The 26,669-nt window shown below is 63.9% G+C and carries 23 protein-coding genes; 8 read left to right on the forward strand and 15 right to left on the reverse strand.

The genetic code is table 11. The annotated features are described in order from the left end of the window. Window positions 1-60 precede the first annotated feature (60 nt). Window positions 61-645: a DUF3027 domain-containing protein gene (locus J7E82_RS04480; protein WP_214860838.1), complete on the reverse strand. Its 585-nt coding sequence runs from the start codon at window positions 643-645 to the stop codon at window positions 61-63. 6 nt (window positions 646-651) lie between these two features. Beyond that, window positions 652-1,035, reverse strand: a complete 384-nt coding sequence (locus J7E82_RS04485; RefSeq protein WP_214860840.1) for a cold-shock protein — start codon at window positions 1,033-1,035, stop codon at window positions 652-654. Window positions 1,036-1,278: 243 nt separating this feature from the next. Here J7E82_RS04485 and J7E82_RS04490 point away from each other — a divergent pair, with 243 nt between their 5' ends. The 6 genes from J7E82_RS04490 to J7E82_RS04515 all read left to right on the forward strand — a co-directional run bounded on the left by J7E82_RS04490 (window position 1,279) and on the right by J7E82_RS04515 (window position 8,476). Further along, window positions 1,279-1,494 carry a hypothetical protein gene (locus J7E82_RS04490; protein WP_214860842.1) on the forward strand — a complete coding sequence of 72 codons (216 nt, stop codon included), beginning with the start codon at window positions 1,279-1,281 and terminating at the stop codon, window positions 1,492-1,494. Between the two features lie 72 nt (window positions 1,495-1,566). Then, window positions 1,567-4,092: a helicase-associated domain-containing protein gene (locus J7E82_RS04495; protein WP_214860844.1), complete on the forward strand. Its 2,526-nt coding sequence runs from the start codon at window positions 1,567-1,569 to the stop codon at window positions 4,090-4,092. A gap of 54 nt (window positions 4,093-4,146) precedes the next feature. After that, the gene (locus J7E82_RS04500) at window positions 4,147-5,793 is read left to right on the forward strand and encodes a DNA repair helicase XPB (RefSeq protein WP_214860846.1); all 1,647 of its coding nucleotides are present in this window, start codon (window positions 4,147-4,149) and stop codon (window positions 5,791-5,793) included. Between the two features lie 72 nt (window positions 5,794-5,865). Beyond that, entirely contained in the window at window positions 5,866-6,576 is a 711-nt protein-coding gene (locus J7E82_RS04505; RefSeq protein ID WP_214860848.1) for a response regulator transcription factor, read from the forward strand. Between the two features lie 2 nt (window positions 6,577-6,578). After that, complete coding sequence (locus J7E82_RS04510; RefSeq protein ID WP_214860850.1) at window positions 6,579-8,075, forward strand: cell wall metabolism sensor histidine kinase WalK; 1,497 nt, start codon at window positions 6,579-6,581, stop codon at window positions 8,073-8,075. Between the two features lie 110 nt (window positions 8,076-8,185). Continuing rightward, a complete protein-coding gene (locus tag J7E82_RS04515) occupies window positions 8,186-8,476 on the forward strand; it encodes a WXG100 family type VII secretion target (protein ID WP_214860852.1) in 291 nt (96 codons plus the stop codon). A gap of 20 nt (window positions 8,477-8,496) precedes the next feature. Here the strand turns inward: J7E82_RS04515 and J7E82_RS04520 are convergent, their stop codons facing one another. The 6 genes from J7E82_RS04520 to J7E82_RS04545 form a co-directional block, all read right to left on the reverse strand. After that, window positions 8,497-9,633, reverse strand: a complete 1,137-nt coding sequence (locus J7E82_RS04520; protein WP_214860854.1) for a ribonuclease HI family protein — start codon at window positions 9,631-9,633, stop codon at window positions 8,497-8,499. A gap of 117 nt (window positions 9,634-9,750) precedes the next feature. Continuing rightward, window positions 9,751-11,379 (reverse strand): chaperonin GroEL, encoded by a 1,629-nt coding sequence (gene groL / locus J7E82_RS04525; protein WP_214860856.1) that lies wholly within the window; start codon window positions 11,377-11,379, stop codon window positions 9,751-9,753. Between the two features lie 353 nt (window positions 11,380-11,732). Next, entirely contained in the window at window positions 11,733-12,947 is a 1,215-nt protein-coding gene (locus J7E82_RS04530; RefSeq protein WP_308113615.1) for an ABC transporter substrate-binding protein, read from the reverse strand. Window positions 12,948-13,057: 110 nt separating this feature from the next. After that, window positions 13,058-13,261: a cold-shock protein gene (locus J7E82_RS04535; protein WP_214860860.1), complete on the reverse strand. Its 204-nt coding sequence runs from the start codon at window positions 13,259-13,261 to the stop codon at window positions 13,058-13,060. Window positions 13,262-13,401: 140 nt separating this feature from the next. Then, complete coding sequence (locus J7E82_RS04540; protein ID WP_214860867.1) at window positions 13,402-14,025, reverse strand: LytR C-terminal domain-containing protein; 624 nt, start codon at window positions 14,023-14,025, stop codon at window positions 13,402-13,404. 58 nt (window positions 14,026-14,083) lie between these two features. Beyond that, window positions 14,084-14,434, reverse strand: coding sequence for a DUF3263 domain-containing protein (locus tag J7E82_RS04545; RefSeq protein WP_214860869.1), 351 nt, complete (start codon window positions 14,432-14,434; stop codon window positions 14,084-14,086). A 162-nt stretch (window positions 14,435-14,596) separates the two neighbouring features. On the opposite strand from J7E82_RS04545, the gene J7E82_RS04550 reads away from it, so the two are divergent. After that, the gene (locus tag J7E82_RS04550; RefSeq protein WP_214860871.1) at window positions 14,597-15,364 is read left to right on the forward strand and encodes a uracil-DNA glycosylase; all 768 of its coding nucleotides are present in this window, start codon (window positions 14,597-14,599) and stop codon (window positions 15,362-15,364) included. Between the two features lie 86 nt (window positions 15,365-15,450). Continuing rightward, window positions 15,451-16,290, forward strand: a complete 840-nt coding sequence (locus J7E82_RS04555; RefSeq protein ID WP_214860873.1) for a siderophore-interacting protein — start codon at window positions 15,451-15,453, stop codon at window positions 16,288-16,290. 10 nt (window positions 16,291-16,300) lie between these two features. On the opposite strand, the gene J7E82_RS04560 is transcribed toward J7E82_RS04555, so the two are convergent. The 7 genes from J7E82_RS04560 to gcvP form a co-directional block, all read right to left on the reverse strand. Then, entirely contained in the window at window positions 16,301-17,788 is a 1,488-nt protein-coding gene (locus J7E82_RS04560; protein WP_214860876.1) for a threonine/serine exporter ThrE family protein, read from the reverse strand. 45 nt (window positions 17,789-17,833) lie between these two features. Beyond that, window positions 17,834-18,907 carry a peptidoglycan bridge formation glycyltransferase FemA/FemB family protein gene (locus J7E82_RS04565; RefSeq protein ID WP_214860877.1) on the reverse strand — a complete coding sequence of 358 codons (1,074 nt, stop codon included), beginning with the start codon at window positions 18,905-18,907 and terminating at the stop codon, window positions 17,834-17,836. Between the two features lie 128 nt (window positions 18,908-19,035). Next, entirely contained in the window at window positions 19,036-20,463 is a 1,428-nt protein-coding gene (locus tag J7E82_RS04570; RefSeq protein WP_214860878.1) for an L-serine ammonia-lyase, read from the reverse strand. A gap of 74 nt (window positions 20,464-20,537) precedes the next feature. Beyond that, window positions 20,538-21,863 (reverse strand): serine hydroxymethyltransferase, encoded by a 1,326-nt coding sequence (gene glyA, locus J7E82_RS04575; protein ID WP_308113617.1) that lies wholly within the window; start codon window positions 21,861-21,863, stop codon window positions 20,538-20,540. Then, window positions 21,860-22,243, reverse strand: a complete 384-nt coding sequence (gcvH, locus tag J7E82_RS04580; protein WP_214860880.1) for a glycine cleavage system protein GcvH — start codon at window positions 22,241-22,243, stop codon at window positions 21,860-21,862. Before gcvH ends, glyA begins: the two co-directional genes overlap by 4 nt. 213 nt (window positions 22,244-22,456) lie before the next feature. Further along, on the reverse strand, window positions 22,457-23,605 hold the full coding sequence (gcvT, locus tag J7E82_RS04585) for a glycine cleavage system aminomethyltransferase GcvT (protein WP_214860882.1): 1,149 nt from the start codon (window positions 23,603-23,605) through the stop codon (window positions 22,457-22,459). Between the two features lie 10 nt (window positions 23,606-23,615). Beyond that, a complete protein-coding gene (gcvP, locus tag J7E82_RS04590; protein ID WP_251041453.1) occupies window positions 23,616-26,486 on the reverse strand; it encodes an aminomethyl-transferring glycine dehydrogenase in 2,871 nt (956 codons plus the stop codon). Window positions 26,487-26,669: the final 183 nt, after the last annotated feature.

A 26,669-nucleotide genomic window follows, 5' to 3' on the forward strand; every position in this document is an offset into this window, starting at 1 on the left:
GTTGTGGTCGTTAAAACGGATCTTAACGACCACAACTGCGAGCTAGTTGGGAAACTTCTACTAATCGTCCTCGGCAGCCTCGTCGGCTTCGGCAGCTTCGTCGTCGGCCTCGGCAGCTTCGTCGTCGGCGGCTTCTTCAACCACCTCGACCTCTTCCGCCTCGGAGGCGTTCTCGTCGGAAGCCTGCGCCTCATCTTCGGGACGAACGCGCTCGGCCCAAGGGACCCACTGCGGAGCCAGGACCGAATCTTCGGAGGGAAGCAGGCCGAGTTCGCTGACGGTAACCACCTTGGAGCGCGAGTTCCGGGTCAGTACGGCGAACCATTGCCAGCCTACGTATCCGCTCAATCGTGATTCGAACAGGTGCGTTACCAGTCGTTCGCCCTCGGAGCGGGCCCCCAGATGCGGACCAACCTCTCCCGGTCCCGCTATCGACGCAATAGCTTCCCGCGCGACGTCGACCGCGGCAGCAAGCATTGCGTCCGGTTTGCCGGTACGCCAGACGGGCAAACCGGCACGGGGACGTGCGACGGCGGGCTTCCGCGCCGCACTTGCGCCGGATCCTGCCGCCTCGTCCTGGACTGCCGTCGTCTCAGGCTCAGCCGCCGATGCATCGCCTGCGGCTTGTGCGGATTCGGAAGTCATTGTGGCCTAGGCGTCCAGCTCGTCGGCGATCTTGCGAAGGGCGACGGCGATGGCCTTGCCCTTGTTGCCCTCGGGGTATTTGCCGGAGGACAGCGTGCCGGAGAGGTTGTCCAGTACGGACACCAGGTCCTGCACCAAGGGCGCCAGTTCCCTGGCATTCATCCGCTTTGCCTTGGCAATGGATGGAGTCTTTTCGAGGACGCGCAACCCCAGGGCCTGGGCGCCGCGACGTCCATCGGCCACCCCGAATTCGACACGGGTGCCAGCCTTGAGCTCTGCTACTCCAGCAGGCAGCGCCGATTTAGGAAGAAACACTTCCTGGCCATCCTCAGCTGCGAGGAATCCGAAGCCTTTTTCCTTGTCATACCACTTGACCTTGCCGGTGGGCACTTAATCAACCTTCTTCTTGTTGCGTTTCAGTCTGGTCCAGACCGCCACCGCTCCGTTCCAAAGCGCGGGGCGCTTTAGCACATGTTCTGAGGTGACGATTGTCTATGTTGGTCTACTTCTTCAAGGTTATCCTGCCTTGCCCGGGATTCCTGCTTTCATGAGGCCTGCCATCCTGCAAAAGACTTCGTATCCGGATGACGCTGCCCAAAGCGCCGATGGCCGTCGATTTGTTAACGTTGCTCCATGACACGCCTCGGCTATCGCCGTCCACTCATCATCGTCGCGGCCGTTGCCGCACTTCTGTCACTCGCCTCTGTTGGGGCAGTCATGGCAATTGCCTATGCCGGCGGCGTGGCCCCGTCCTGGATGACGTCCACAGCGCTCTTCGGGCTTCCGCTCGCCTTCCTGTTGATGCTCGTGGCCGTGATCGACGGCATTTCGCGCCGCCGTCGCCAATGACGATCAGCGCTCCAACGGAGTGGCCCCGAACCGGCCGCCCGCAAGTCCTCCCGTGGCGGTAACGTTGAATTGATGTCCCTTATCCGTGCCCTCAGCAAGGAACTCGAAGCGCGCAGTGACGACTCACTCCGTGTCCTCTTCGACGCGCGGCCCGACCTCATTTCGCCTGTTGTTCCCGACTTCGCTGCCCTTGCGGCCCGAGCCAGCGCCCGGGTCAGCGTGCAACGAGTCCTCGAGCGGCTGAACAAACCGGAAATGCAGGTCCTTGAGACGCTACATCTCTTGACCAATGCCGACACGGGCCGAAGCGCATCAGCAGCGGCGCTGAAAAAGGTCATCTCCGGCTCCACGGTGTCGGCCCTTGAGGGAATCCTCGGCAAGCTTCAGGACCTGGCGCTGGTCCACCGCGCCGAGCCGCCTCCCGGCTACAACGCCCAAGGCACCGCACGACAACGCTTCTACCTTCCGGTAGGCAGCCTCAAGGATGTCATTGGCATCTATCCGGCCGGCCTTGGGCGCAGCTATACCGAACTGGTCCGGCTGCAACCTGCCTTCGCCCAGCGCGTGGTCCAGTTAGTGAACGAGCTTCACCAAAGCGGGGCGACGGTACGTCCGGCCAGCACACCCATGGAAGCCGCCCTGTCACTCCAGCACTGGACCTCGACGCCGGAGAACCTGGCACAGATCATGTCCAAGGCGCCGGAACGCACCCGCGCCCTCCTTAACCGCTTCAGTAACTGGGCCATGGGAGCGGTTCCCCAGGCACAGCGACGGGCCTCGGTGGTCAATGAAGGCGCCAACGTCGGTCCTGTGGACTGGCTTCTGGCACGCGGCCTCCTCGTACCGTTGGACGCCGCGCATGTGGAACTACCCCACAGCGTCGGGCTGTCCTTGAGGAGTGGCGTGATTGTGCAGAATTTCGCCCTGACTCCCCCCGTTCCGGAACTTGGGCACACGAGCGCGGCCTTACGCCGCAACGCCGCGCTAGGCGCGATCGCCGAGACACTGCGCCTTGTCGCCGAGGTACTTTCCGCCGTCGATGCGCAGCCCCTGGCCACGCTGCGAAGCGGCGGCGTCGGCGTCCGGGAGCTCCGGCGACTGGCCGAGTCCATCCGCCAGGACTTGCCGGAAACCGCCCTCCTGGTGGAATTATGCGCGTTGGCGGGTCTCCTTCGCCTCGACGTCGACAACTCAACCTGGGTACAGCCGCCCTCCCTGGAGTGGCTTGAACTGCCCCGCCAGGAGCAGTGGCTATGGCTCGTCAACGCCTGGCTTGCCAGCGAACGGGCACCGTCGTTAGTGGGGCAACCGTTGGTCCCGGGGGCCGGGTCAGCGCAGCACCGGGAGAGCGACCCATCAAGGGGTGGCAATGAGCTGCACCGCACTGCGGCCCGTGCGGGGACGGCCGGCACCATTAATGCGCTGTCCGCAGAAGCCCAGCGACCCGATGCCCCGGTGGTTCGACGGCGGATCCTGGAGATCCTCCATGAGCTGACCCTCGAGGCCACGGCGCCCGACGGCAAAGCGCCGGTCCTGAACGCTGCCGCGGTCATGGAACGAGCGGAGTGGACGCAGCCCCGGATGTCCAGGCGGTTCAGTTCCCTCGTTCGGGGCATGCTCCACGAAGCCGAACTGCTTGGCCTCATGGGCTCCGGAGCCCTCACCCAGCTAGGGGCCGCCATCGCGGAAGGACACCCGGACGAGGCACTGGACATCCTTGGCGAACACCTGCCCGCTGCCCTGAGCCATGTACTTCTCCAGGCCGATCTCACGGCGGTGGCTCCGGGTTACCTCTCGCCGGAATTGAGCGCCAGGCTGCACCTGATGGCGGATGCCGAAGGGCAGGGCCCCGCAACAATCTACCGGTTTTCCGCCGCATCCATCCGACGCGCCCTCGATGCAGGATACGACGCCGAAGGCCTGCTGGAGTTCCTCCGCCAACACTCGGCCACCGCAGTTCCCCAGCCGCTCGAATACCTTGTGACAGACACTGCCTCACGGCATGGCCGGCTACGCGTTGCGACGTCGGCCAGCTTCATCCAGAGTGATGACGAGGCGGCCCTGACAGAGCTTATGCATGAGCCTGGAGCGGGTAGCCTGGGCCTTGCCCGGATCGCCCCGACTGTCCTAACCTCCTCGGCGAGCCCTCGGGAAACAGCCCGTGTCCTGCGTGAACTTGGTCTTTCCCCCACGGTCGAGGAAACGGAGGCGCAGGGAGTGCGCCTGCGGCGCTCTACCGCCGTCGTCGGATCCCGCCCGGTCTACTCCCTCCCTCGCACAGCCCCTCCGCAAGAGGCCGTAGAGGCGCAGCTCGCGGTTCTCCGTCAGCACAGGGCTGTTGGCGGCATGCAAGGCGGAGGGAACTCCGAGGCTGCCACGCAATTAGGCCTCGAAGCCCTTCAGACGGCTATTCGCCTCAGGCAGGAAGTGATCCTGAACGTCGTGGACAGCGAGGGGAATGCCAGCGTCGAGAAGGTTGTTCCCGTATCTGTGTCCGGGGGCAGGGTCCGTGTCTTCGACCCGGTCAAAGAAACCGAGCGGGTCCTTTCCCTCCACAGAATCATCGACGTCGAACCGGCCCGAGAACTCCGGAAATGAACGTTGGATCCCCGGCAGCATCGAAAATAAGCAGAAAGTAGGCAGGAACCGACTGTGACTGACGGTCCCCTGATCGTGCAGAGCGACAAAACCATCCTCCTGGAAGTCGACCACGAACTCGCCACCGAAGCGCGCCACGCCATCGCCGCATTCGCGGAGCTCGAACGCGCACCTGAGCACATGCATAGCTATCGCCTGACGCCGCTCGGGCTGTGGAATGCGCGGGCTGCAGGGCTCGACGCCGAGAAGGTACTGGATACCCTGCTGAAGTATTCGCGATTCCCGGTGCCGCACGCGCTGCTGATCGATATCGAAGAAACAATGTCCCGTTATGGGCGACTAAGGCTGGAAAAGGATCCGCAGCACGGCCTGGTTATGCGCACCAACGATTACCCCGTGCTGGAGGAAGTCATCCGCGCCAGGAAGATCGAGCCGCTCCTGGGGCCGCGGATAGACGGGGAAACCGTGGTAGTCCATTCCTCCCAGCGCGGGCAGCTGAAGCAGCTCCTGCTGAAGCTCGGGTGGCCCGCGGAGGACCTCGCCGGCTACGTGGATGGCACTCCGCATCCCATCATGCTGGATGAGACAGGCTGGCACCTCCGCCCCTACCAGAAAGTTGCCACCGAAAACTTCTGGTCCGGAGGGAGCGGGGTAGTGGTGCTTCCCTGTGGTGCGGGAAAGACACTGGTAGGCGCCGCCGCCATGGCCACGAGCTCCACGACCACCCTCATCCTTGTCACCAACACCGTTGCCGCCCGCCAGTGGAAGGACGAACTTCTGAAGCGGACCTCCCTGACGGAGAAGGAAATCGGCGAGTACTCGGGCTCTGTTAAGGAAGTCCGGCCCGTCACCATTGCCACATACCAGGTCCTGACCACCAAGCGCGGCGGACTCTATCCGCACCTTGAACTAGTGGACGGGCACGACTGGGGCCTGATCATCTACGATGAAGTCCACCTGCTGCCCGCCCCGATCTTCCGGATGACAGCGGACCTCCAGGCCCGGCGTCGGCTCGGCCTGACCGCCACGCTGGTGCGGGAGGACGGGCGCGAAGGGGAAGTCTTCAGCCTCATCGGCCCCAAGCGCTACGACGCCCCCTGGAAGGATATCGAAGCCCAGGGGTACATAGCCCCGGCCGACTGTGTGGAAGTAAGGGTGGATCTTCCCAAGGATGAACGGGTTGCCTACGCCATGGCTGAGGACGCCGACAAATATCGCTTGTGCTCAACCTCGGAGACCAAGACCAGGCTCGTGGGGGAACTCGTGGATCACCATAGGGGCGAACAGCTTCTGGTGATTGGCCAATATATCGACCAGCTCGATGAGATCGGCGAGCGCCTTGGCGCCCCCGTCATCAAGGGCGACACGACAGTCCGGGTCAGGCAAAAACTCTTTGACGCCTTCCGTGCCGGGGAAATCCAGACCCTCGTGGTGTCCAAGGTGGCCAACTTCTCCATCGACCTGCCGGAAGCGTCGGTGGCGATCCAGGTGTCCGGTTCATTTGGATCCCGACAGGAGGAAGCGCAACGACTGGGACGGCTGCTACGGCCTAAGCAGGACGGCCGTTCAGCACGCTTCTACTCGCTGGTGGCCAGGGATACTCTGGACCAGGATTTCGCCGCGAAGCGACAGCGCTTCCTGGCGGAACAGGGCTACGCGTATCGCATCATTGACGCGAAAGACGTTCAAACGGGCATCTGATCAGTGGAAAAGCACAACAAACACTCAACATTCGTCCAGAAATCTCCCAGAAACTGGGAGCATCATGGAGATATGAAGAAAAACGGCCCTGAAGCCAAGCTGCTCGTGGTTGATGACGAGCCAAACATCCGCGAGCTCCTCTCTACGTCCCTGCGCTTTGCCGGCTTTGAGGTTGTTGCAGCGGGCAACGGCCGCGAAGCCCTCGCCGCGGCGGACCAGCATTCCCCAGACCTCGCAGTGCTTGACGTGATGCTCCCGGATATGGACGGCTTCACCGTCACGCGGAAGCTCCGGGCCGCGGGCAAGCATTTCCCCGTGCTGTTCCTGACGGCCAGGGACGACACGGAGGACAAGGTCACTGGCCTCACTGTCGGCGGCGACGACTACGTCACCAAGCCCTTCAGCCTGGACGAAGTTGTGGCTCGCATCCGTGCCGTGCTGCGCCGCACCCAGCCTCTGGAGGACGACGACGCCATCATCCGGGTGGATGACCTGGAGCTCGACGACGATGCCCACGAGGTTCGCCGTGGAGGCACCGTGATCGAGCTGTCCCCCACTGAGTTCAAGCTGCTCCGCTACCTCATGCTGAACCCCAACCGGGTCCTGTCCAAGGCCCAGATCCTTGACCACGTCTGGGAATACGACTTCAATGGGGACGCCTCCATCGTGGAATCGTACATTTCCTATCTCCGCCGCAAAGTCGAGATAGATCCGGATCCTTCAGCCCTGATCCAGACAAAGCGCGGAGTCGGCTACGTCCTGCGAACGGCTGAGAAGCGCTGACCTTGCTAAACCGCTGGAAGTCGGCCTCCCTGAGGTCCCAACTCGTCGCCATCATCATGGGGCTGCTCCTGCTTGCCCTGGCTGCAACCGGTTCCGGAACCCTCACACTGGTTCGTAGCTACCTTCAGGGGCAGGTCGACGACAAACTCGAGGCCGCCGTCGAACTGGCCCGAGAGCAGCAGTCCTTCAACAAGCTCCAGGACTCAAACTCGGCGGTTCCCACCGACTATTCGCTGTTGCTGTTCAGCCCGGGCCTTCCCCAGCCGTACATTTTCGGCGGCAGCAAAACAAACCATCCGAACATCCGCAGCATTACTCCCGCAGATGTTCGACGTTACAACGACACCCCCTTCCAGGTGCGCGGCACCGACCACAACAACTGGCGGGTCATGGCCGTCAACGTGGTGGACAGCAACAACAACACCGCCGTAGTGATTGTCGGTCTGCCGTTGTCCCCTGTGGACAAGGTCATGGAGCACGCGACGTTCGTGGTGGTGGGCGTTGGGCTCCTGACGCTTGTGCTGGCCTTCTTCATCGCCACATGGACGGTGGCACGCTCCTTCCGCCCCCTCGTCCGGGTGGAAAAGACCGCAGCGGCCATTGCGGCTGGTGACCTATCCAGGCGTGTCGAAGTCGAGAACCCCGGGACTGAGGTGGGACGCCTTGGGCGCTCCCTGAATGCCATGCTGGCCCACATCGAATCATCCTTCGCTGCCCGTGCCGCCTCCGAGGAACGCATGCGGCGCTTCGCCGCGGATGCCTCTCATGAGCTGCGTACGCCCCTTGTCACGATCCGCGGCTTCTCCGAGCTCTACCGGCAGGGTGCCCTGGTAACCGATGACGACGTAGCCATGGCGATGGGACGGATCGAGAGCGAAGCCAAGCGCATGGGATCCATGGTGGAAGACCTTCTGCTGCTGGCGCGCCTCGACGAACAGCGGCCCTTGCAGCTCAAGCCGGTAGATCTCCATATCCTCGCCCACGACGCCGTCGTCGATTCACAGGCGACGGCGTCAGGCCGCACCATCTCGCTGATCGGGCTCGACGGCGGCCAACCGGCACCCGCTCCCGTCCTCGGCGATGAGGCCAAGCTCCGGCAGGTAATCGGGAACCTGGTCAGCAACGCCCTGCGCTACACCCCTGAGGGCAGTCCTGTGGAAATTGCCGTCGGCCGCCGAGCCTCGGATGCCGGCGAGCTATCAGTGGTGGAGATTCGAGACCACGGATCCGGGATCCCGCCTGAGGAGGCGCCGCGGATCTTCGAACGGTTCTATCGGGCGGACACCTCCCGCACAAGGGAGACTGGAGGAAGCGGGCTGGGGCTCGCTATTGTGGCCGCCATTGTTGGTTCGCACCAAGGCACGGTGCGGGTGGAAGAGACCGACGGCGGTGGGGCAACCCTCGTTGTCAGCTTGCCGTATGGCAACGATGAGGACGAGAACCCTGATGCATCGGCGTCAGAGGCCGACGGCGCTTATCCACATAGCGTCAGCCAGTAGTGGTCCCGCCGCTGCAGCCTTCCTAGGCTCGATGGGGTATCCGGCAGTTGTCTAAGGGTCCTGTGAAAGGTGCTGCAACTGCCCCATCATCAATGTCGAGAGGCACCGCCATGAGCATCATTTCCGTCGATACCGAACTCCTGCAGCTAAAGTCGGCCAACGTCAAAGCCACTGTGGAACGGATCAGCGCTGACGTGCAATCCATGAAGCACGGCCTGGACGAACTCCAAGGCACCTGGAAAGGTTCGGCAGCCACGAATTTCCAGGCCCTAATCACGGAATGGGCCATGACCCAAAGCAAGGTGGAGGCATCCCTCGCCTCCATCAACCAGGCCCTTGCCTCGGCTGCCGCCACCTACCTCGAGACCGAGCAGGGAAACACGCAACGTTTCATGTACTGAGATCGGGATTCCTGGCCAGGCTAGGCTTCCGGCGTTCCCTGATGGAACCGAAGCCGCCATTGTCCTCCGTCAAGAACCCATAGGGACGTTCGAAGGACCGTCCCGGCCCGCCCGTAGCTGCGATAGGTCAGCAGGATCGCGTTGTCCCCGATTCGGTCGGAGCCGAGGAGTTCGATGTCCCCGTGTTCGGCGGGGTTCTGTTCAAGGGACATCATCATGGCGTCCCGGGTCCAGAAGCGGCCGGACGTCCCGATTTCGGTGAAATCGGGGTGGAGCAGAACGCCGGTTCGTCCGAGGTCGGCGCGCACGTCGGGACGCAGGAGTTCCTTCTCCAGCGCAAGGACGGTTTCCTCGTCAGTGCGTCCGGAGTTCACGGGTGCCCCATCCACAGACTCCGTGAACAAGACGGGTTCAGCGAAGGCTTCCTCGTCGTCAAAGAGGGAGGGCTCTTGGGTGTAAGACGGTTCCTCTGTGTACACGGGTTCTTCCTCTGGGGTGTACAGAGGCTCTTCCGCTTCTTCACCAAAAACCTCGCCGGAGGAGGATTCAACGGGAGAGTGCTCAACGGAAGTCGTCTGGTCAAAGAGAGACGGCTCTTGCGCCACCGGTGCCGCTGCCCCGGTGACGGCGCCAGGGCGGCCCGTACGGAGTTCTGCATCTTGTTGTGCGGCAGCGCGTGACCAAGGCGTCGAGCCGGAGAAGCCGGGACCGGCCGGAACAGCAAGTCCCTGCTGGTAAGCGATTGCCACGGCCCGAGCACGTTCGTCAGCGGCCTCGTTGAGGTCATGGCCGGCATGACCCTTGACCCACTCGAACGTATACTTTCGGCCGATCAGCTCAGTATCTATATCCTTGAGCAGCTCCACATTGAGGACGGGCTTTCCATCGGCCTTGCGCCAGCCCTTGCGCTTCCACCCCGGCATCCACTTGGTGATGCAGTTGATGACGTACTGGCTGTCGCACAGGATATGCAGTTCCTCATCAGGAAGGTGGGCTGTCTGGCGGAACAGATCCAGCACGGCCATGAGCTCACCCTGGTTGTTGGTGCCGTGGGGCCAGCCCCCGGCACGCCAGCAGGAATCATTCACGTACCAGGCCCAGCCGGCCGGGCCGGGATTGCCAAGCGCGGAACCGTCGGCCGCAGCAGTAATCGTCATGCCTCAATCCTGCCAGACAGCAGCGACACCAAAGAGAGCGTCCATAAACGGCGAGGCGGCCCCCACCCGAAGATGGGGACCGCCGTCGTTGATTGCTGCCGTGTGGTTGGCGGGAGGCTAGAAGCCGCCCATGCCGCCCATGTCGTCGGCACCCGGGCCAGCCGTAGCAGCCTTCTCGGGCTTGTCAGCCACAACAGCCTCGGTGGTCAGGAAGAGACCAGCGATGGAGGCGGCGTTCTGCAGGGCAGAGCGGGTGACCTTGACGGGGTCGTTGACGCCGGCAGCCAGCAGGTCTTCGTAGACGCTTGTTGCAGCGTTCAGGCCGTGGCCGGACGGCAGTCCGCGGACCTTGTCGACGACGACGCCCGGCTCGAGGCCGGCGTTGAAGGCGATCTGCTTCAGCGGAGCGTCGATGGCAACCTTGACGATGTTGGCACCGGTGGCTTCGTCACCCTGGAGGTTCAGGTTGGCGAAGGCCTTGGCACCGGCCTGGATGAGGGCGACGCCACCACCGGCGACGATGCCTTCTTCAACGGCAGCCTTTGCGTTGCGGACGGCGTCCTCAATGCGGTGCTTGCGCTCCTTCAGCTCAACCTCGGTTGCGGCACCGGCCTTGATGACTGCAACGCCGCCGGCCAGCTTGGCCAGGCGCTCCTGCAGCTTCTCGCGGTCGTAGTCGGAGTCGGAGTTCTCGATCTCGGCGCGGATCTGGGCAACGCGGCCTGCGATCTGCTCGGCGTCGCCGGCACCTTCAACGATGGTGGTCTCGTCCTTGGTGACAACAACCTTGCGTGCCTGGCCGAGGAGTTCGAGCGTAGCGTTCTCGAGCTTGAGGCCGACTTCCTCGGAGATGACCTGGCCACCGGTGAGGATGGCGATGTCAGCGAGCTGGGCCTTGCGGCGGTCACCGAAGCCCGGAGCCTTGACGGCAACCGACTTGAAGGTACCGCGGATCTTGTTCACGATCAGCGTGGCCAGGGCCTCGCCTTCGATGTCTTCGGCAATGATCAGCAGCGGCTTGTTGGACTGCATGACCTTCTCCAGGACCGCAACGAGTTCCTTCACGTTGGAGATCTTGGAGTTGACGATCAGGATGTACGGGTCTTCCAGAACCGTTTCCTGGCGCTCAGCGTCGGTGACGAAGTAAGCGGAGATGTAGCCCTTGTCGAAGCGCATGCCCTCGGTGAGCTCAAGCTCCAGGCCGAAGGTGTTGGATTCCTCGACGGTGATGACGCCTTCCTTGCCCACCTTGTCCAGGGCTTCGGCAATGAGGCTGCCGATTTCGGAATCGCCGGCGGAGATGGAAGCCGTGGCTGCGATCTCTTCCTTGGTCTCGATCTCCTTGGCGGAAGCAAGCAGCTCGGTGATGACGGCCTCAACAGCCTTCTCGATGCCGCGCTTGAGGGACAGCGGGTCGGCGCCGGCAGCAACGTTGCGCAGGCCTTCCTTGACCAGTGCCTGTGCCAGGACGGTTGCGGTAGTGGTACCGTCGCCAGCGACGTCGTCCGTCTTCTTGGCAACTTCCTTGACCAGCTCGGCGCCGATCTTTTCGTAGGGATCGTCCAGCTCGATCTCCTTGGCGATGGACACACCATCGTTGGTGATCGTGGGGGCGCCCCACTTCTTTTCGAGGACGACGTTGCGTCCACGCGGGCCGAGGGTGACCTTAACGGCGTCGGCGAGGGTGTTCAGGCCCCGCTCAAGGCCGCGGCGTGCCTCTTCATCAAATGCAATGATCTTGGCCATGACGGCAATAGTCCTTTCGGGACAGTCGTTAAGAAGGTACCCATTGCCTTGGTGCCCGCGACGGACGATCCTTCCAGCCGGGCCTCTGTACGCCCCACTCTCCGGACCTCACCTCAGCAAGGTTTTTCTTTGGCTCCTGCCGCTCCTTTACCAACCCGATGATCCGGCTTTCCGGAAGTCGTTTTAGCAGTCGAAGCTTGGGAGTGCTAAGTCAATAATTAGCACTCACCCGGGGAGAGTGCAAGCAGACGAGTCCGCTGGTGCCGTTTTGGCAGGGCAGGTTCGCTGGTGGCGATCAGGACTGCGATGTGTTCCTGCTGCCAGGGCAACGGGTGCGGGGGTGACTTCCCACATTAGCCGGATTTGGCAACCGCCTGGCTGCCGCTCAGTTCTGCGCGGTTGTCCCCTCCATAGGTGAAGACCATGTAGTTGGCCGAGGTGATGTCACCGTTCGCGTCGAAGTTAATGGCCCCGGACTGGCCCTGGTAGTCGGGCGTCCTGCCCGCCCTCAAGCCATCGATGCATTCCTTGTAGCTGGCGCACTCCGCGAAGTCTGCCACACTACCGCCTGCGGCGCTCCCGCCTGCGGCACTTCCGCCCACGGCCGCCGTCGCAACTCCTGCGCGGAATCCACCCGAGACCGTGGTTAGCCAGGCCGCCATGGACGAACCGGCGTCGTCCTCTGCTGCCGCAGCGGCAATGGCCGCCAGATTAACGGCGTCGTACGTCTCGGCGGCGAACGTCATATCCTTCAGCCCGGAATCCATTGCCACCAGCTCGCCCTGGAAGTGGGCCGAGGGAAAGACTCCGGGCAGGATTCCACGGGCTCCGCTCAAGGCCTTGGAGCCAAGTTCAGCACCGTATTGGCGGACTGCTCCGTCGCTGAGCACCAGCTTTTCTCCGGAGATGCCTGCGTTGTGGAGTTCCGAGAGGGCCCCTTGCGCGCCTCCGCGGGCAACCACGATAACGACCTCCGGGCCCGCTGCCTTGACCTGGGCTACGGCCGCGGCCGCGTTCCCGGCAGTAAATTCGGCTGTTGCCACCGTTTCGGCTCCGGAAGACGTGACAGCAGAGCTCGCCGATTCCGCCACGTCCTGGCCATAGTCGCCCGCCTCATGAATTACCGCCACCCGCTTGGCACCGCCCTCGAGCGCCAGCTTAGCGAGTGCACCGCCCTGGGCAACGTCGGCCGCCGCAGTCCGGAAATAGAAACCGCCGCTGTTGTACGCGCTCAGGCCGGCGGCAGTGTTGGCCGGGGAGATCAGCAGGATCTTGGAACGGGAGAGCACATCTATCGCTGCCGTGGCCCGGCTGGAGTCCGTGGGGCCGATCACGACGTCGGCGTCCGCATCGACCAGGGCGCGGGCCTGTCCGGCCGTATCCTGGCCCACCGATTCAGGCAACAGTTCCACAGGCCTGCCCTTATGGCCGCCTGCCCCATTGATTTCCTGGACAGCCAGTTTGGCGGCTGCAAGCTGGGCCTTGTTGAGAAAACTTCCCTGTCCTTCGTTATCGAGGATCAGCCCGATGCGCAGCGTACCGTCACCGCTCGCCTCGGCAGGGTCCACCCGCGCATTGCCAGTGGGTACGGAACAACCTGAAAGCGCAAGGGCAGCCGCGACAGGGACAGCAGCAAGTACTCTGCGAAACCGCGGGCTTCGCCGATCAAGGAAAGGCACTACGCGAGCCGTACGCTCTCTGCCTGCTGGCCCTTCTCGCCTTCGCCGATTTCGAACTCCACCCGCTGGCCTTCTTCGAGGGCGCGAAATCCGTCCATCTCAATAGCCGACCAGTGGACAAAAACGTCGTCGCCGGTTTCATCCACCGTGATAAAGCCGTAGCCCTTTTCGGCGTTGAACCATTTGACGGTCCCCAAAGCCATGATGTCCACTCTTTCCGATTGCACGATTCCAGGGCCAGCCCCTGCCACTGTCCCGGTGCAAACTACTGTATCCACAGTCACATACCGCGGCGCCTGCACAGTGCCGGAGCATGGGAATAGTTATTCAGGCGTAACCGGGATTACTGGAAGCCCGGCCCCAGGATGATGACCACAGGCTGCTGGAACTCGGCTGATTCCACGAGATTAGTGATTCCCAGGAGTTTCCCCAACGCCTCGGCATTGCCCAGTTGGGCGGCGTCCCTGTAGAAGATCACTGACGACCGCTGTGGGGTGCCGCTCCAATTGGCCACCATTCCCAGCGGCCAGCCTTCGGCCTGGACCTGTGCGGCAACGCGGGCGGCGAGGCCGCCGGTGGTAGTGGCGTTGTACACAGACACTGCTGAGGTAGTGTCCACGGCTGCCGTGGTGGGGGTAGGCGTCGGGCTGGGCGATGGATGCACGGTGCTTTGCGGGCTGGCCGAGGCGGACGTCGTAGCCAGTGTTTCGGCCTTCGGCGTTTCGGACGCAAGGGTTCCTCCCTTGGCATCTTCCGCTGAGACATTGCTGGACATTGCGGCCGGCTGGGTGAAGCCCAGCTTGGGGAGGATCAGGAAACAGACAAGGCCGATGACCAAGGCGGCAATGCCCACAGTAAGGATGGGTACCAGTGAGGGCCGCGGAGCATCTGTCGCGGCGCGGTGGACGCCTTGGCGCGACGAGTTCTGCGCGACGCGGTCGAATTCATCCCGGGCATATTTGGTCATAGTAAAGAGGCATCCTTGCTTGTGACTGCTGGCCTGCTACGGGGCGGGAGCCCTGGTTTTACGCGTCAGACCCCAACCGGCGCGCCGTGCGGGCCCGCTGACGTGACGTACGTAGTCTACGCAATCTCTTGACCAGCATCGGGTCGTGCGCCAGGGCGTCCTCCGTGTCAATGAGGGCGTTGAGGATCTGGTAGTAATGGGTAGCCGAGAGGTCGAACAGCTCCCGGATGGCTTGTTCCTTGGCCCCTGCATACTTCCACCACTGCCGCTCAAGGGCCAGCATCTGCTGCTCGCGTAAGCTGAGGGGCGAGTCGCTGCGGGTGCGGGATGAAATGTCTTCAAGCGCCAGGCCGGCGCCATGGGCCTCGAGGCCGTCGGAGGCCATGTTGTCCGGTGCGGGTTCTGCCACGACATACTCCTTGGGGCGCTGCTCAAAATGTCCTACCCCCATGCTACGGACGAATAACAGGCATGTCATTTAGCCGGGCCCTGGCCGGGTGCTAGCCAGCGGGCTGCCGCTCCAAACCAGCGTCCAACCCAGCGTCCGCCGCAAGTGGGAGACAATGGGGAGGTGTTTGGCGAAGAAGCGTTGTTCGATGTGGGGCAAGGGGAACGGGAGCCTGAGGCCTTTGCCCAGCTCACCACTTTACCCCTGGATGAGCTCCTGGCGCCCGACTGGGCGAAGGCCTTGGAGCCGGTCGAGGCCGAGCTGCGACAGGCGCTGCGGTTTGTAGCCCGTGAGGCAGGCGACGGAGCTAAGGTGCTGCCATCGGCGTCGAACCTCCTGCGCGCGTTTCGCCGGCCCTTGGCCGACGTCAAAGTCCTGATAGTGGGCCAGGACCCCTACCCGACGCCGGGACACGCCGTCGGGCTTTCCTTCGCAGTCTCCCCCCAGACGCGCCCCATCCCCCGCAGTCTTGTGAACATTTACCGTGAACTCCAGGATGACCTGGGCCTCCCTCCTCGTGTGCACGGCGACCTTTCGGCGTGGTCGGACCAGGGGGTGCTGCTGCTCAACCGGGTGCTCAGTGTCGCGGCGGGAAAGGCGGGCTCGCACCGGGGCAAGGGCTGGGAGAAGATCACGACGGCGGCTGTCTCCGCCGTCGCGTCGCGGCAGGACAATCGCGGTGTCCGCAGCCCCCTGGTGGCCATCCTGTGGGGAAAGGACGCTGACAGCGTTCGGCCCCTCTTGGGCGAGACCCCGATACTGGCAAGCGCGCATCCAAGCCCCTTGTCTGCGTCCCGTGGTTTTTTCGGTTCGCGTCCGTTCAGCCAGGCCAACGCCCTGCTCCGGGAGCAGGGCGCTGACGGCGTGAATTGGGAACTGCCGGCAATCTGACAGCCGGCCATCACTGTTGCAGGAATTATCGTGTGAGTGTAATAACACCCCGTCAGCCAGCGGCATTGTTAGCCTAGGCTTACCTTATGACTACTGTTCCAGCAGCCACTTCGGCAACCCGGAAATCGCGGCCGCAAGTGAATCTGACCGTCCTCCGACGCGAGGAACTGTCGCCGCACATGGTTCGCATCGTGGCCGGGGGTCCTGGTTTCTCGGACTTTGTGAACAACGCCTTCGTTGACCGGTACGTCAAGATCGTTTTTCCGCAGCCCGGCGTCGATTACCCCCGGCCGCTGGACCTGTGGGCCGTGCGCGAGACGATGCCGCGGGAGCAGTGGCCTTACACCCGCACCTACACTCTGCGTTGGGTAGACGAGGCCGCGGAGGAGCTCGCCGTCGACTTCGTCGTCCATGGTGATGAAGGGCTGGCCGGGCCTTGGGCCATTGCGGCACAGCCCGGGGACGAATTTGTCTTCACCGGGCCAGGCGGAGCCTACAACCCAGACCCTGCCGCCGATTGGCATCTTTTCGCTGGCGACGACGCCGGGCTCCCGGCCATAGCGGCCGCCGTCGAATCCCTTCCCGCAACAGCCCGCGGGCTCGCGTTCCTGGAAGTCGATTCCGAAGCGGACATTCTACCCATTGCGGCTCCGGCCGCCGTCGAGCTTCACTGGCTCCTCCGCCGTGGCGTGCCCGCCGGGTCCTCGACGCTGCTCCTGGACGCCGTTCGTGACGGCGATTGGCTGGACGGCCGGGTCCACGTGTTCGCACATGGCGAGCGGGGCTATATGAAAGGGCTGCGGGACATCCTGTTCAAGCAGCGCGGACTGGAGCGGACCCAAGTGTCACTCTCCGGTTATTGGGCACAGGGCCGGGTCGAGGACGACTTCCAGGCCGAGAAGAAACTCCCGATCGGCCAGATCTAGCGGCTACATCCTAGCGGCGCCGGCCGCGCCTTCGTTCATTGCTGGCGAGCCCCTGCGTCAACGGCCTTGCCAGGTTGTCGCCGAGGACAATGCCTGCGGCAATAGCCAGCACAATCGCGGCGGCGTTGAGCATGCCCCCGGCGCCTGACAGGGTCTCCCCTTCCTCCACAGTGAGCACGTACAGGGAGCGGAAGATCGTCAAGCCCGGAAGCAGGATCAAGGCCGCCGGAACGGCCACGACAAGCTGGGGCGCGCCGAGCTTCAGGGCTACCACCCGTGCCAGCAAACCGATGACGACGGCGGATATAGCGGGGGAAAGCCGGTCGCCTAAGCCCAGGTTCCCGGCCGCCCAGAGTGCGAAAAAGCCGACAAGCCCCACGGCCGCCGTCGGAAGCAGGAGCTTCACATGGGTCTGCTCCGTGACACCGATCGCAACCACGGCCACGGCGATAAGCAGTGCCTGACCCCACAGCGGATACGCGTCGGGGAAGGTCTGGGTGACGTCGATGGGTTCGCTGCCCAGTAGCTCCCCGACCACGAAGGCCACCGCGATCCCCGCCACGATCGCGCCGAAAGTGAGGAACGTGGAGAGGAATCGCCCGGCCGCCGTGACCGGGAAGCCATTGATGGCGTCCTGAACGGAGGACACGAGCCGCCCGGTGGGCAGGAGCAGCAGGATCCCGCCGGCCACCACGATGGACGGGGCAATATCCGCACCCGCCCAGCGCAGCATCAAGGCTATGAACGTGACCAGGAAGGCGCAGGCAGCCGTGTTGAAGAAGTCCGGCGTTCGCCAGCGGCCGAGCTGGCGGGCCAGCAGGCTGACCAGGATGTTCGACCCGAACGCGAGGGCCGAGGCGCCCGGGCCACCGCCCAGGACGCCCACGAATACTGCTGCGAAGATACCGAAAGCGATGGTGACCATCCAGCGCGGGAAGGGCTTGCTGCCACGGATGATGTCATCCAGCCGGCTGACCGCTTCTGTACGGCCAACTCCCCCGGCCACAATGTCCGTGACGAGCTGGTGGACCTTGGCCAGGCCCGCGTAGTTATTCGTCCAGGACCGAACCACACGGAGCAGCGAAATCGGTGTCTGGTCCTTCGGCGCATAGTTGATGGCGACCGACTGGTTTGTGATGTCCACTTCGATATTCTTCAAGCCCAGCGCAGCGGTTACGGCGATGATGCTGGTTTCGACCTCCAAGGCGCCGGCGCCATAGCGGAACATGGTTTCCGCCATGTGCAGGGCGAAGTCGATGGTCTTCCTGGCAGAGGCGTCCACCCCGCCAACCTGGATGGTGGGATTGGCGTATGGGCTGCCGGCAAGGCGATCCACAATGGTGAGGGGCGCCGTCGGCGGATTTTCGCCTTGGACCAGCCGGCGCAGCATACGCCTGGCGTAGGCATTCTGCGTGATTTGCGACGCCGTGAGCGGCTGGGTTTTGGGCAGTCCGTCCGTCTGGGGACGGTTGCCGGCTCCTTCGGGTCGTTCAGTCAATCTGGGCAGCCTCCAAGGTGAAAACAGGGATCACGCACTGCGATTCTAGTAGAACTGGCGGCCCGTCCTGCGCGTGTACAACTGCCGGGCGATACGCTCCCCGGCGAGGGTCCAGGCCTTATACTTCAGCGGGCTCAGGACGTGGTCGTAACATCCCACGAAGTCAGTGACGGTCTTGCTGAAGCTCGTCTTGAAAAGGCCGAGCCCGTGGAAGGGATTGGACGTGTCCTTGAGCTTGTCGCTGGGTGGCGTGCCGCAGAAATCGTACTCGGTGCAGCCGAGCTCCTTCAGCTGGTTAATGGCAGTCCATTGAACCAGGTGCGAGTCCCCATACTGGCTGCGCTTTTGCAATGACCCGCCATCCTTGTAGGTTCCCTTGCGGCCGTAGTTGATCACGAACGCGCCCACGGACGGAACGCCATTTTCGTAAACGAACATCAGCCGGCCCTGGCCCCGCTTGATGAAGTTGGTCCAGAACTGCTGGTAGTAGTCGTACTCCCGCACCCGGACCTGCGACTTCGCCTCCACCGTGTTAGTCATTAGCGCGTACATCGCCTTGAAGTTTTCCTCGGTGGGATCCACGTTGTGGACCTGGACCCCTTCGCGGATGGCTCGACGGATGGCGTTACGGCCGCGCGAATGGAGGTTCCGCAACAGTTGGTTCTCATCCGGGGTGATGTCCAGCAAGGCCGTGGAATCATTCGGCTGCAGATTGGGGGTCTTGACCAATCCGGCACCCTCAAGGACGCGGTGGGCTTCATCAGACAGCACAATGTCCGGTTCGATCTTGATCGCGAAGACGTTAAGCCGGGATCGGGAGACGAACTCCTTGTTGGCCTTCACGATTCCGGGGATGTCATCGACCGTGGCGACGTCCGGCCCCTTGATGATGTACCAGAACCGGCCAAGCACGGGGAAAGTTTTCTCCAGGACAAGGTTGTAGCTGGTGTCGTCAGCTGTTTCGTAGACCAGGTGCAGGACCTTCCAGCCGAACTGCTGCTTCACCTCCGCAAAGGCCTCGGACTGCAGCAAGTTCCCGCCATTGGGATTGGCAATGACGTGCTCGTCCCAGTTGGCGATCTCCTCGGCGGTGGCAAAGCGGGCGGTGAATTCTCGCAAGGGGGCAGTGTCCAATCAGTTCCGTGCTTGAGGCTGCGTGCGTGGCATGCAGCCTCAAGTCTAACCGCCGGGAGATGGTCATCCTTGAGTCAGGACAATCGCTGTAAAGCCGGCTGGGAGGCCGACCCCTAGCACTCCACGACGTTGACGGCGAGGCCGCCCATAGCTGTTTCCTTGTATTTCGAGGACATGTCCTTGCCGGTTTCGCGCATAGTGACGATGACTTCATCAAGGGAGACGCGGTGGGTGCCGTCGCCCCAGAGCGCCATTTTGGCAGCGTTGATCGCCTTGGCTGCGGCGATCGCGTTGCGTTCGATGCAGGGAATCTGCACGAGCCCGCCGATGGGGTCGCAGGTCAGGCCGAGGTTGTGTTCCATCGCAATTTCGGCGGCGTTTTCGACTTGGGGGGGAGAGCCGCCCAAGACTTCGGCCAGGCCCGCCGCGGCCATCGAGGACGCGGAACCTACCTCGCCCTGGCAGCCAACCTCGGCGCCGGAGATGGAGGCCTGTTCCTTGTAGAGCACCCCGACGGCGCCGGCGGCGAGCAGGAACTTCACCACGACGTCGTCGCGGTCCTGCTGGCTGGCCTTGTCCATTCCCGGCGCGAAGTGCAGGGCGTAGTACAGGACCGCGGGGATGATCCCGGCCGCGCCGTTGGTGGGGGCGGTCACGACCCGCCCGCCGGAGGCGTTTTCCTCGTTCACGGCCAGCGCGATGAGGTTTACCCATTCCTGCCAGTACTTGGGGTCATGGTAATCGGCATCATGGCCCGGGTTTTCCTTCAGGAGCCGTTCGTGCCAGTCAGGCGCCCGACGGCGGACCTTCAGTCCGCCGGGCAGCACGCCTTCGCGCTTGAGGCTGGTGGCGACGCAATTCTCCATCACGGACCAGATGTGCAGGAGCCCGTCGCGGATCTCTTCCTCGGAGCGGGAGGCGCGTTCGTTGATGAGCATGATGTCCGAAATGCCCAGGCCTTTGGACTGGCAGCGGCCCAGCAGCTCCGCAGCGGTGCGGAACGGCAGCGGAAGTTCCTTCTTGGACTCGTCCAACTCCTTCTGTGCGGCGTCCTCTTCGCCATCACGGACAATGAAGCCGCCGCCGACGGAGAAGAAGGTGGCCTCGTACAGGACCGCGCCTTCGGCGTCGGACACCGAGAATTTCATGCCGTTGGTGTGCCGGGGCAGCACCGTGAGCGGGTGCAGGATCATATCCTCCACCGCGTACGGCAGCGGCCTGCCTTCGCCGGACCCTGCTCCCGCCAACTGCAGGGTTCCGGTCTCAGCGATCGAGGCCAGCCTTTCCTCGACCTCGTCAGGGAGGATCAGTTCGGGGTGGTAGCCCTCCAGGCCCAGCAGCACGGCGGTCATGGTGCCGTGGCCCCGGCCCGTCGCGGCGAGGGAACCGTACAGGTCAACGCGCAGGGAATCCATCCGGTCCAAGGCGCCGGATTGCTTGAGTTCGTCGGCGAAGACCGCCGCGGCCCTCATAGGCCCAACGGTATGCGAACTCGAAGGGCCGATCCCAATCGAAAAAAGATCGAAGACACCAACAGCCATGTGCGCTTCCTAACTAACAACTATGGCAGGGACACTATGGACGGGCCCCACCGGGCCAAGGTGACCAAAGGAGGTCAGGACAGAGGTGAGACTGACGGGTAAAGCGGGTGCGCGGCGGCGAGTGCCTCCACGCGGTGGCGGAGCCCCGAAAGGTCCGCGTCGGCGTCGGCCATCAGGGCCTCGGCGATGATATCCGCAACTTCGGCAAACGCTGCTTCACTGAAGCCGCGCGTAGCCAAAGCCGGGGTACCGATACGCAGCCCGGAGGTGACCATCGGCGGGCGCGGGTCAAAGGGCACGGCATTGCGGTTGACAGTGATGTCGATTGCGGCGAGCCGGTCTTCGGCCTGCTGTCCGTCGAGTTCGCAGTGACGCAGGTCCACCAAGACCAGGTGCACGTCCGTACCGCCGGAAATCACGGAGATCCCCTTGGCCGCCACGTCAGCCTGGGTGAGGCGTTCGGCCAGGATCCGCGCACCGGCCAGCACGCGCTCCTGGCGTTCCTTGAACTCCGGCGAGCCGGCGATCTTGAAGGCGACTGCCTTGCCGGCAATGACATGCTCCAGTGGTCCGCCCTGCTGGCCCGGGAACACTGCCGAGTTGATCTTCTTGGCGATATCGGCGTCGTTGCTCAGGATGATGCCGCCGCGCGGACCGGCGAGGGTCTTGTGCGTCGTGGACGTCGTCACATGGGCATGCGGAACCGGGGACGGGTGCAGCCCGGCGGCCACCACGCCGGCGAAGTGCGCCATGTCCACCATCAGGTACGCGCCCACGGAGTCCGCAATCCGGCGGAACTCGGCGAAGTCCAGCTGCCGGGCATACGCGGACCAGCCCGCCACGATGAGCTGCGGCTTGTGCTCCTGGGCCAGGCGCTCCACCTCAGCCATGTCGATCCGGTGGTCCTCTTCACGGACCTGGTACGGGATCACGTTGTACAGCCGGCCGGAGAAGTTAATCCGCATGCCATGCGTCAGGTGCCCGCCGTGAGCCAGGTTCAGGCCCATGATGGTGTCGCCGGGCTTAATCAGGGCATGCATCACCGAGGCGTTGGCCTGCGCACCGGAGTGCGGCTGCACATTGGCGAACTCGGCGCCGAAGAGTGCCTTAACCCGGTCGATCGCGAGCTGCTCGATCACGTCCACATGCTCGCAGCCGCCATAGTAGCGCTTGCCCGGATAACCCTCGGCGTACTTGTTGGTCAGGACCGAGCCCTGCGCCTGCATCACGGCCGCAGCCGTATGGTTCTCCGACGCGATCATCTCCAGGCCGTCGCGCTGGCGGGTCAATTCGTCGTCGATCTTTGCGGCGATCTCCGGATCCAGCTCGGACAGCTGCGCGTTCAGCGACGGGGAAACAACCTGCTCGAAAGCCGCGGTTGCGGCACTTGCGGCGCTCACAGCTCGCCACCGTTCTTGGCCGCGTACTCCTCGGCGGAAAGCAGCGGGCCATCGGAGTCGGCGGCTACCTTGAACAGCCAGCCGGCTCCATAGGGGTCGTTGTTGATCAGGGCCGGGTCGTCGACGACGGCGCTGTTGACTTCGGTGACCACGCCGGTAACCGGGGCATACAGGTCGGAGACGGACTTGGTGGATTCCACCTCGCCGCAGGTTTCGCCTGCGGTCACAGTGGAACCGACCTCGGGCAGGTCAACGTAGACAATGTCCCCGAGGGCGTCAGTGGCCACGGCGGAAATGCCAATCGACACAAGGTTCCCCGCGTCACGGGCCACCCATTCGTGTTCATCGGAGTACTGCAATTCAGGTGCAACTTTTGCCATAGTCTTCTTCCTTACGTTTGTAGGATGCGTGTGCTAAATCAGTTGTGGCTGTCTTTGGGGGCGGCTGACCAGTTCAGGAAGAATGGTCGCCGGAACGATAGCCGGCCGCGGGGCCCCTTCGGGGGGGGTGATGTCCGGAAGCGTGCGTCTTCGCGACCGAGCACGCGGAGGATGTCACCTCCGACGGGCCTGCCAGCCAGGCGGGGTTCGGGCCTACTTTGAGCGCTTGTAGAACGGGAGCGCTGTCACTTCGAACGGCTCGCGCTTGCCTCGGAGGTCTACTTCCAGGGGCGCGCCGATTTCCGCATGCTCGACGTCGACGTAGGCCAGCGCAATAGGGTACCCGAGGGTCGGGGACGGCTGGCCGGAGGTGACCTCGCCCACCACGGCGCCGTCCTTCAGGACCGGGTAGTGGCTTCGACCGGCGCGGCGTCCGAGCCCCTTGAGGCCCACCAGTTTCCGGCCGGTGGTTGCGCCAGCCCCGGCGGCCTTTTTGGCTTCCAGGGCAGCGCGGCCCACGAAGTCGCCTTCCTTGGAGAGCGCGACGACGGGACCCAGGCCGGCGGCGAACGGGTCGCCGTCGCGGGAGAGCTCGTTGCCGTAGAGCGGCATCCCCGCTTCGAGCCGAAGGGAGTCGCGGGAGGCGAGCCCGGCGGGCGTCAACTCCCCCTCCCCAGCAACGGCGACGATTTCCGACCAGAGGGCCGGGGCGCCGTCGTTCTCGATGAAGATCTCGAAGCCGTCCTCGCCGGTGTAGCCGGTGCGGGCCAGCAGCAGCTCGGCTGTGGTGCCGTCAACGGTGAAGGGGACCTCGACGGCGGCGTAGTACTTCAACTCGGTGACCAGGCTGTGCTGCTCCGCCGGCACAAGGCGCAGCAGGATGTCCTCGGCTTTGGGTCCCTGGACGGCGATCAGGGACATCTCGGAGGAGACGTCCTCGACTTTCACATCGAAACCCGCGGCCCGTTCGGCCAGGGCTGCGGCCACCGTGCTGGCATTGCCCGCGTTGGGAACCACGAGGTACTTGTCTTCGCCCTCTGTTTCAGACGGGCGGCGGTAAACGATGAGGTCATCGATGATGCCGCCATCCTCGGCGCAGATCAGGGAGTATTTGGCCTTGCCAACGGCGATCGCAGAGAGCTTCCCCACGAGGGCGTAGTCCAGGAAGGCACCTGCGCCGGCGCCTGTGATCCAGACTTCGCCCATGTGGGACAGGTCGAACAGGCCGGCCGACTTGCGCACGGCGTGGTGCTCGGACAGCTCTGAGGAGTATTTCAGGGGCATCTGCCAGCCGCCGAAATCGGTGAACGAAGCGCCCAGCTTCTTGTGCTCTTCGTAGAGCGCGGTGTAGTTCTCAGTCATTGAGGCGTCCTTAGTTTTCGAAGTCTTCGAGCGGAGGGCAGGAGCAGACCAGGTTGCGGTCTCCGGCGGCGCCGTCGATTCGTCCCACCGGCGGGAAGTATTTGTCCTGCTTCAGCGAATGGACCGGGAAGGCGGCCTGCTCGCGGGGGTAGGCCCGGTCCCAGGAGGAGGAAACGACGGCGGAAGCGGTGTGCGGGGCGTTGCGCAGCGGGCTTCCCTCCAGCGTGAAGTCCCCGCTCGCGACCTGTTCGATCTCGGCGCGGATGGTGATCATGGCTTCGATGAACCGGTCGATCTCGGTCAGGTCCTCGGACTCCGTGGGCTCGACCATCAGGGTTCCGGCCACTGGGAAAGCCAAGGTGGGCGCGTGGAAGCCGTAGTCGATGAGCCGCTTGGCCACGTCCTCAGCGGTGACGCCGGTTCGGGAGGTGAGTTCACGCAGGTCAAGGATGCACTCGTGGGCCACCAGTCCACCCTCGCCCGTGTACAGGACGGGGAAGTGCTCGTTCAGGCGGGAGGCAATGTAGTTCGCAGCCAGAAGCGCGGACTTCGTGGCCTCGGTCAGGCCAGCCCCTCCCATGAGCTTCACATAGGCCCACGAGATCGGCAGGACACCGGCGGAACCGAAACGCGATGCGGAGATCGGGACGTCCGTGGCACCGGAGGCTGCGTCCCATGTGGTGGCGTCACCGGGCATGAACGGTGCCAGGTGAGCCTTGGCTGCCACCGGGCCGACGCCGGGACCGCCGCCTCCGTGCGGGATGCAGAACGTCTTGTGCAGGTTCAGGTGGGACACGTCCCCGCCGAACATGCCCGGCTGGGCCAGGCCCACGAGGGCGTTGAGGTTGGCTCCGTCAATGTACACCTGGCCGCCGGCGGCATGGATCGCGTCGCATACCTCGCGAACGTCGGCGTCGTACACCCCATGTGTGGACGGGTAGGTGATCATGATGCAGGACAGGACGTCCTGGTTGGCCTCGATCTTGGCCTGCAGGTCATCGTGGTCGATGGTTCCGTCAGCCGCAGTGGCGACGACAACGACCTTCATGCCTGCCAGGACGGCAGATGCGGCATTGGTGCCGTGTGCCGAGGCCGGGATCAGGCAGACATTGCGCTGGGCGTCACCACGGGACAGGTGGTAGCCGCGGATTGCCAGCAGCCCGGCCAGCTCTCCCTGTGAACCGGCGTTGGGCTGGATGGAAACCTGGTCGTAGCCGGTGATCTCCGTCAGCTGGGTCTCAAGGTCGGCGATCAGTTCACGCCAGCCCTCAGTCTGCGAATCGGGTGCGAACGGGTGGATGGAGGCGAACTCCGGCCAGGAAATGGCTTCCATCTCCGCTGTCGCATTCAGCTTCATCGTGCACGAGCCCAGCGGAATCATGGTCCGGTCCAGCGCCAGGTCACGATCGGAGAGCTTGCGGATGTAGCGCAGCAGCTGGGTTTCAGAGCGGTGGGTGTTGAAGACAGGGTGCTGCAGGTAGTCGGAGGAACGGTTGACGCCGGATTCGAGGCCGAACCCCGTGTCGGCGCCGCCAGCATCAACCACCGTGGCGTCGAAGATATCAGCGACGTCAGCCACGATGGCGGACGTGGTGGTCTCGTCGAGCGAAACGCCAACCGTGTCGGCGTCGATCCGCCGCAGGTTGATGCCGCGGGCCTCAGCGTCGTCAATCAACTGGGTTGCCTTGCCGGGCACCCTCACCGTGATGGTGTCGAAGAAGCTCGTGTGCAGCACCTCGATGCCCGCGCCCTTAAGCGAGGCGGCGAGGGTCCGGGCGTGGTTATGGGCGGTTTCGGCGATGGCCTTCAGCCCGTCCGGACCATGGTAGACGGCATACATGGAGGCAATGATGGCCAGCAGCGCCTGCGCGGTGCAGATGTTGGACGTCGCCTTCTCGCGGCGAATGTGCTGCTCGCGGGTCTGCAGGGCCAGGCGGTACGCGGGAACTCCGGCCGAGTCCTTGGACACTCCTACCAGTCGGCCCGGGAGGGAGCGTTCGAGTCCCTTGCGGACGGCCATGTAGGCGGCGTGCGGGCCGCCGAAGAACAGCGGGACGCCAAAGCGCTGGGCAGAGCCGACGGCGATATCCGCGCCCTGCTCGCCCGGAGGCGTGATCAGCGTCAGGGACAGCAGGTCAGCAGCGACCGTGACGAGCGCACCGCGCTCCTTGGCGGCGGCGATGACGCCCGAGTGGTCGAAAACCCGGCCAGAAACGCCGGGCTGCTGGAGGACGACGCCGTTGATGTCGCCGTCGGGCAGTCCTTGGGAGAGGTCAGCGATCTCCACCTCGAAACCGAGCGCCTCGGCTCGGCCCTGGACGATGGCGATGGTCTGCGGCAGCACGTCGGCGTCCAGGACGGTCTTGCCCTCGGACTTGTTCTTGTTCGCCCGGCGCATCAGCAGCACGGCCTCGGCCACGGCCGTTGCTTCATCCAGCAGTGAGGCGTTCGCAATGGGCAGGGCGACGAGGTCCTGGACCATGGTCTGGAAGTTCAGGAGGGCCTCCAGCCGGCCCTGGGAGATCTCGGGCTGGTACGGGGTGTAAGCGGTGTACCAGGCCGGGGATTCCAGGATGTTGCGGCGGATCACCGGAGGGGTCACGGTGCCGTAGTAGCCCTGGCCGATCAGCTGGACAGCGGTCTTGTTCTTGCCGGCGAGCTTGCGCAGTTCAGCGAGAACCTCGACCTCGCTAAGGGCATCGCGCAGCCGGAGCGCAGTCTCCTGGCGAATGTCGTTGGGAACCGCGGTGTCCACGAGGGAGTCGACGCTGTCGTAGCCGACAGCTTTGAGCATGATGTCGACGTCGGCCTGGCGGCGCGCGCCGATATGGCGGTCTACAAAAGTGGTGGAGGCTGAACTAACCGACACGAGGAACTCCATTACTAAGGCGGCGTTGGGTACGCCACAGTGATTCGGGTTCCTCCCCGCTCTGTATTGGACCTGAGAGTTTCCGCGTTCCGTGGCGTGGCCACGGCTTCGCTTGCACCGTCGGTGAGCACAGCGTCCTGGTTTCTGAATCCATAGGGACACAGGTCCATGGGGATACAGGGGACAGCCTGCTAC

This window comes from Arthrobacter sp. ISL-30 (assembly GCF_018613855.1).
In the GTDB taxonomy this organism is placed as follows: domain Bacteria; phylum Actinomycetota; class Actinomycetes; order Actinomycetales; family Micrococcaceae; genus Arthrobacter.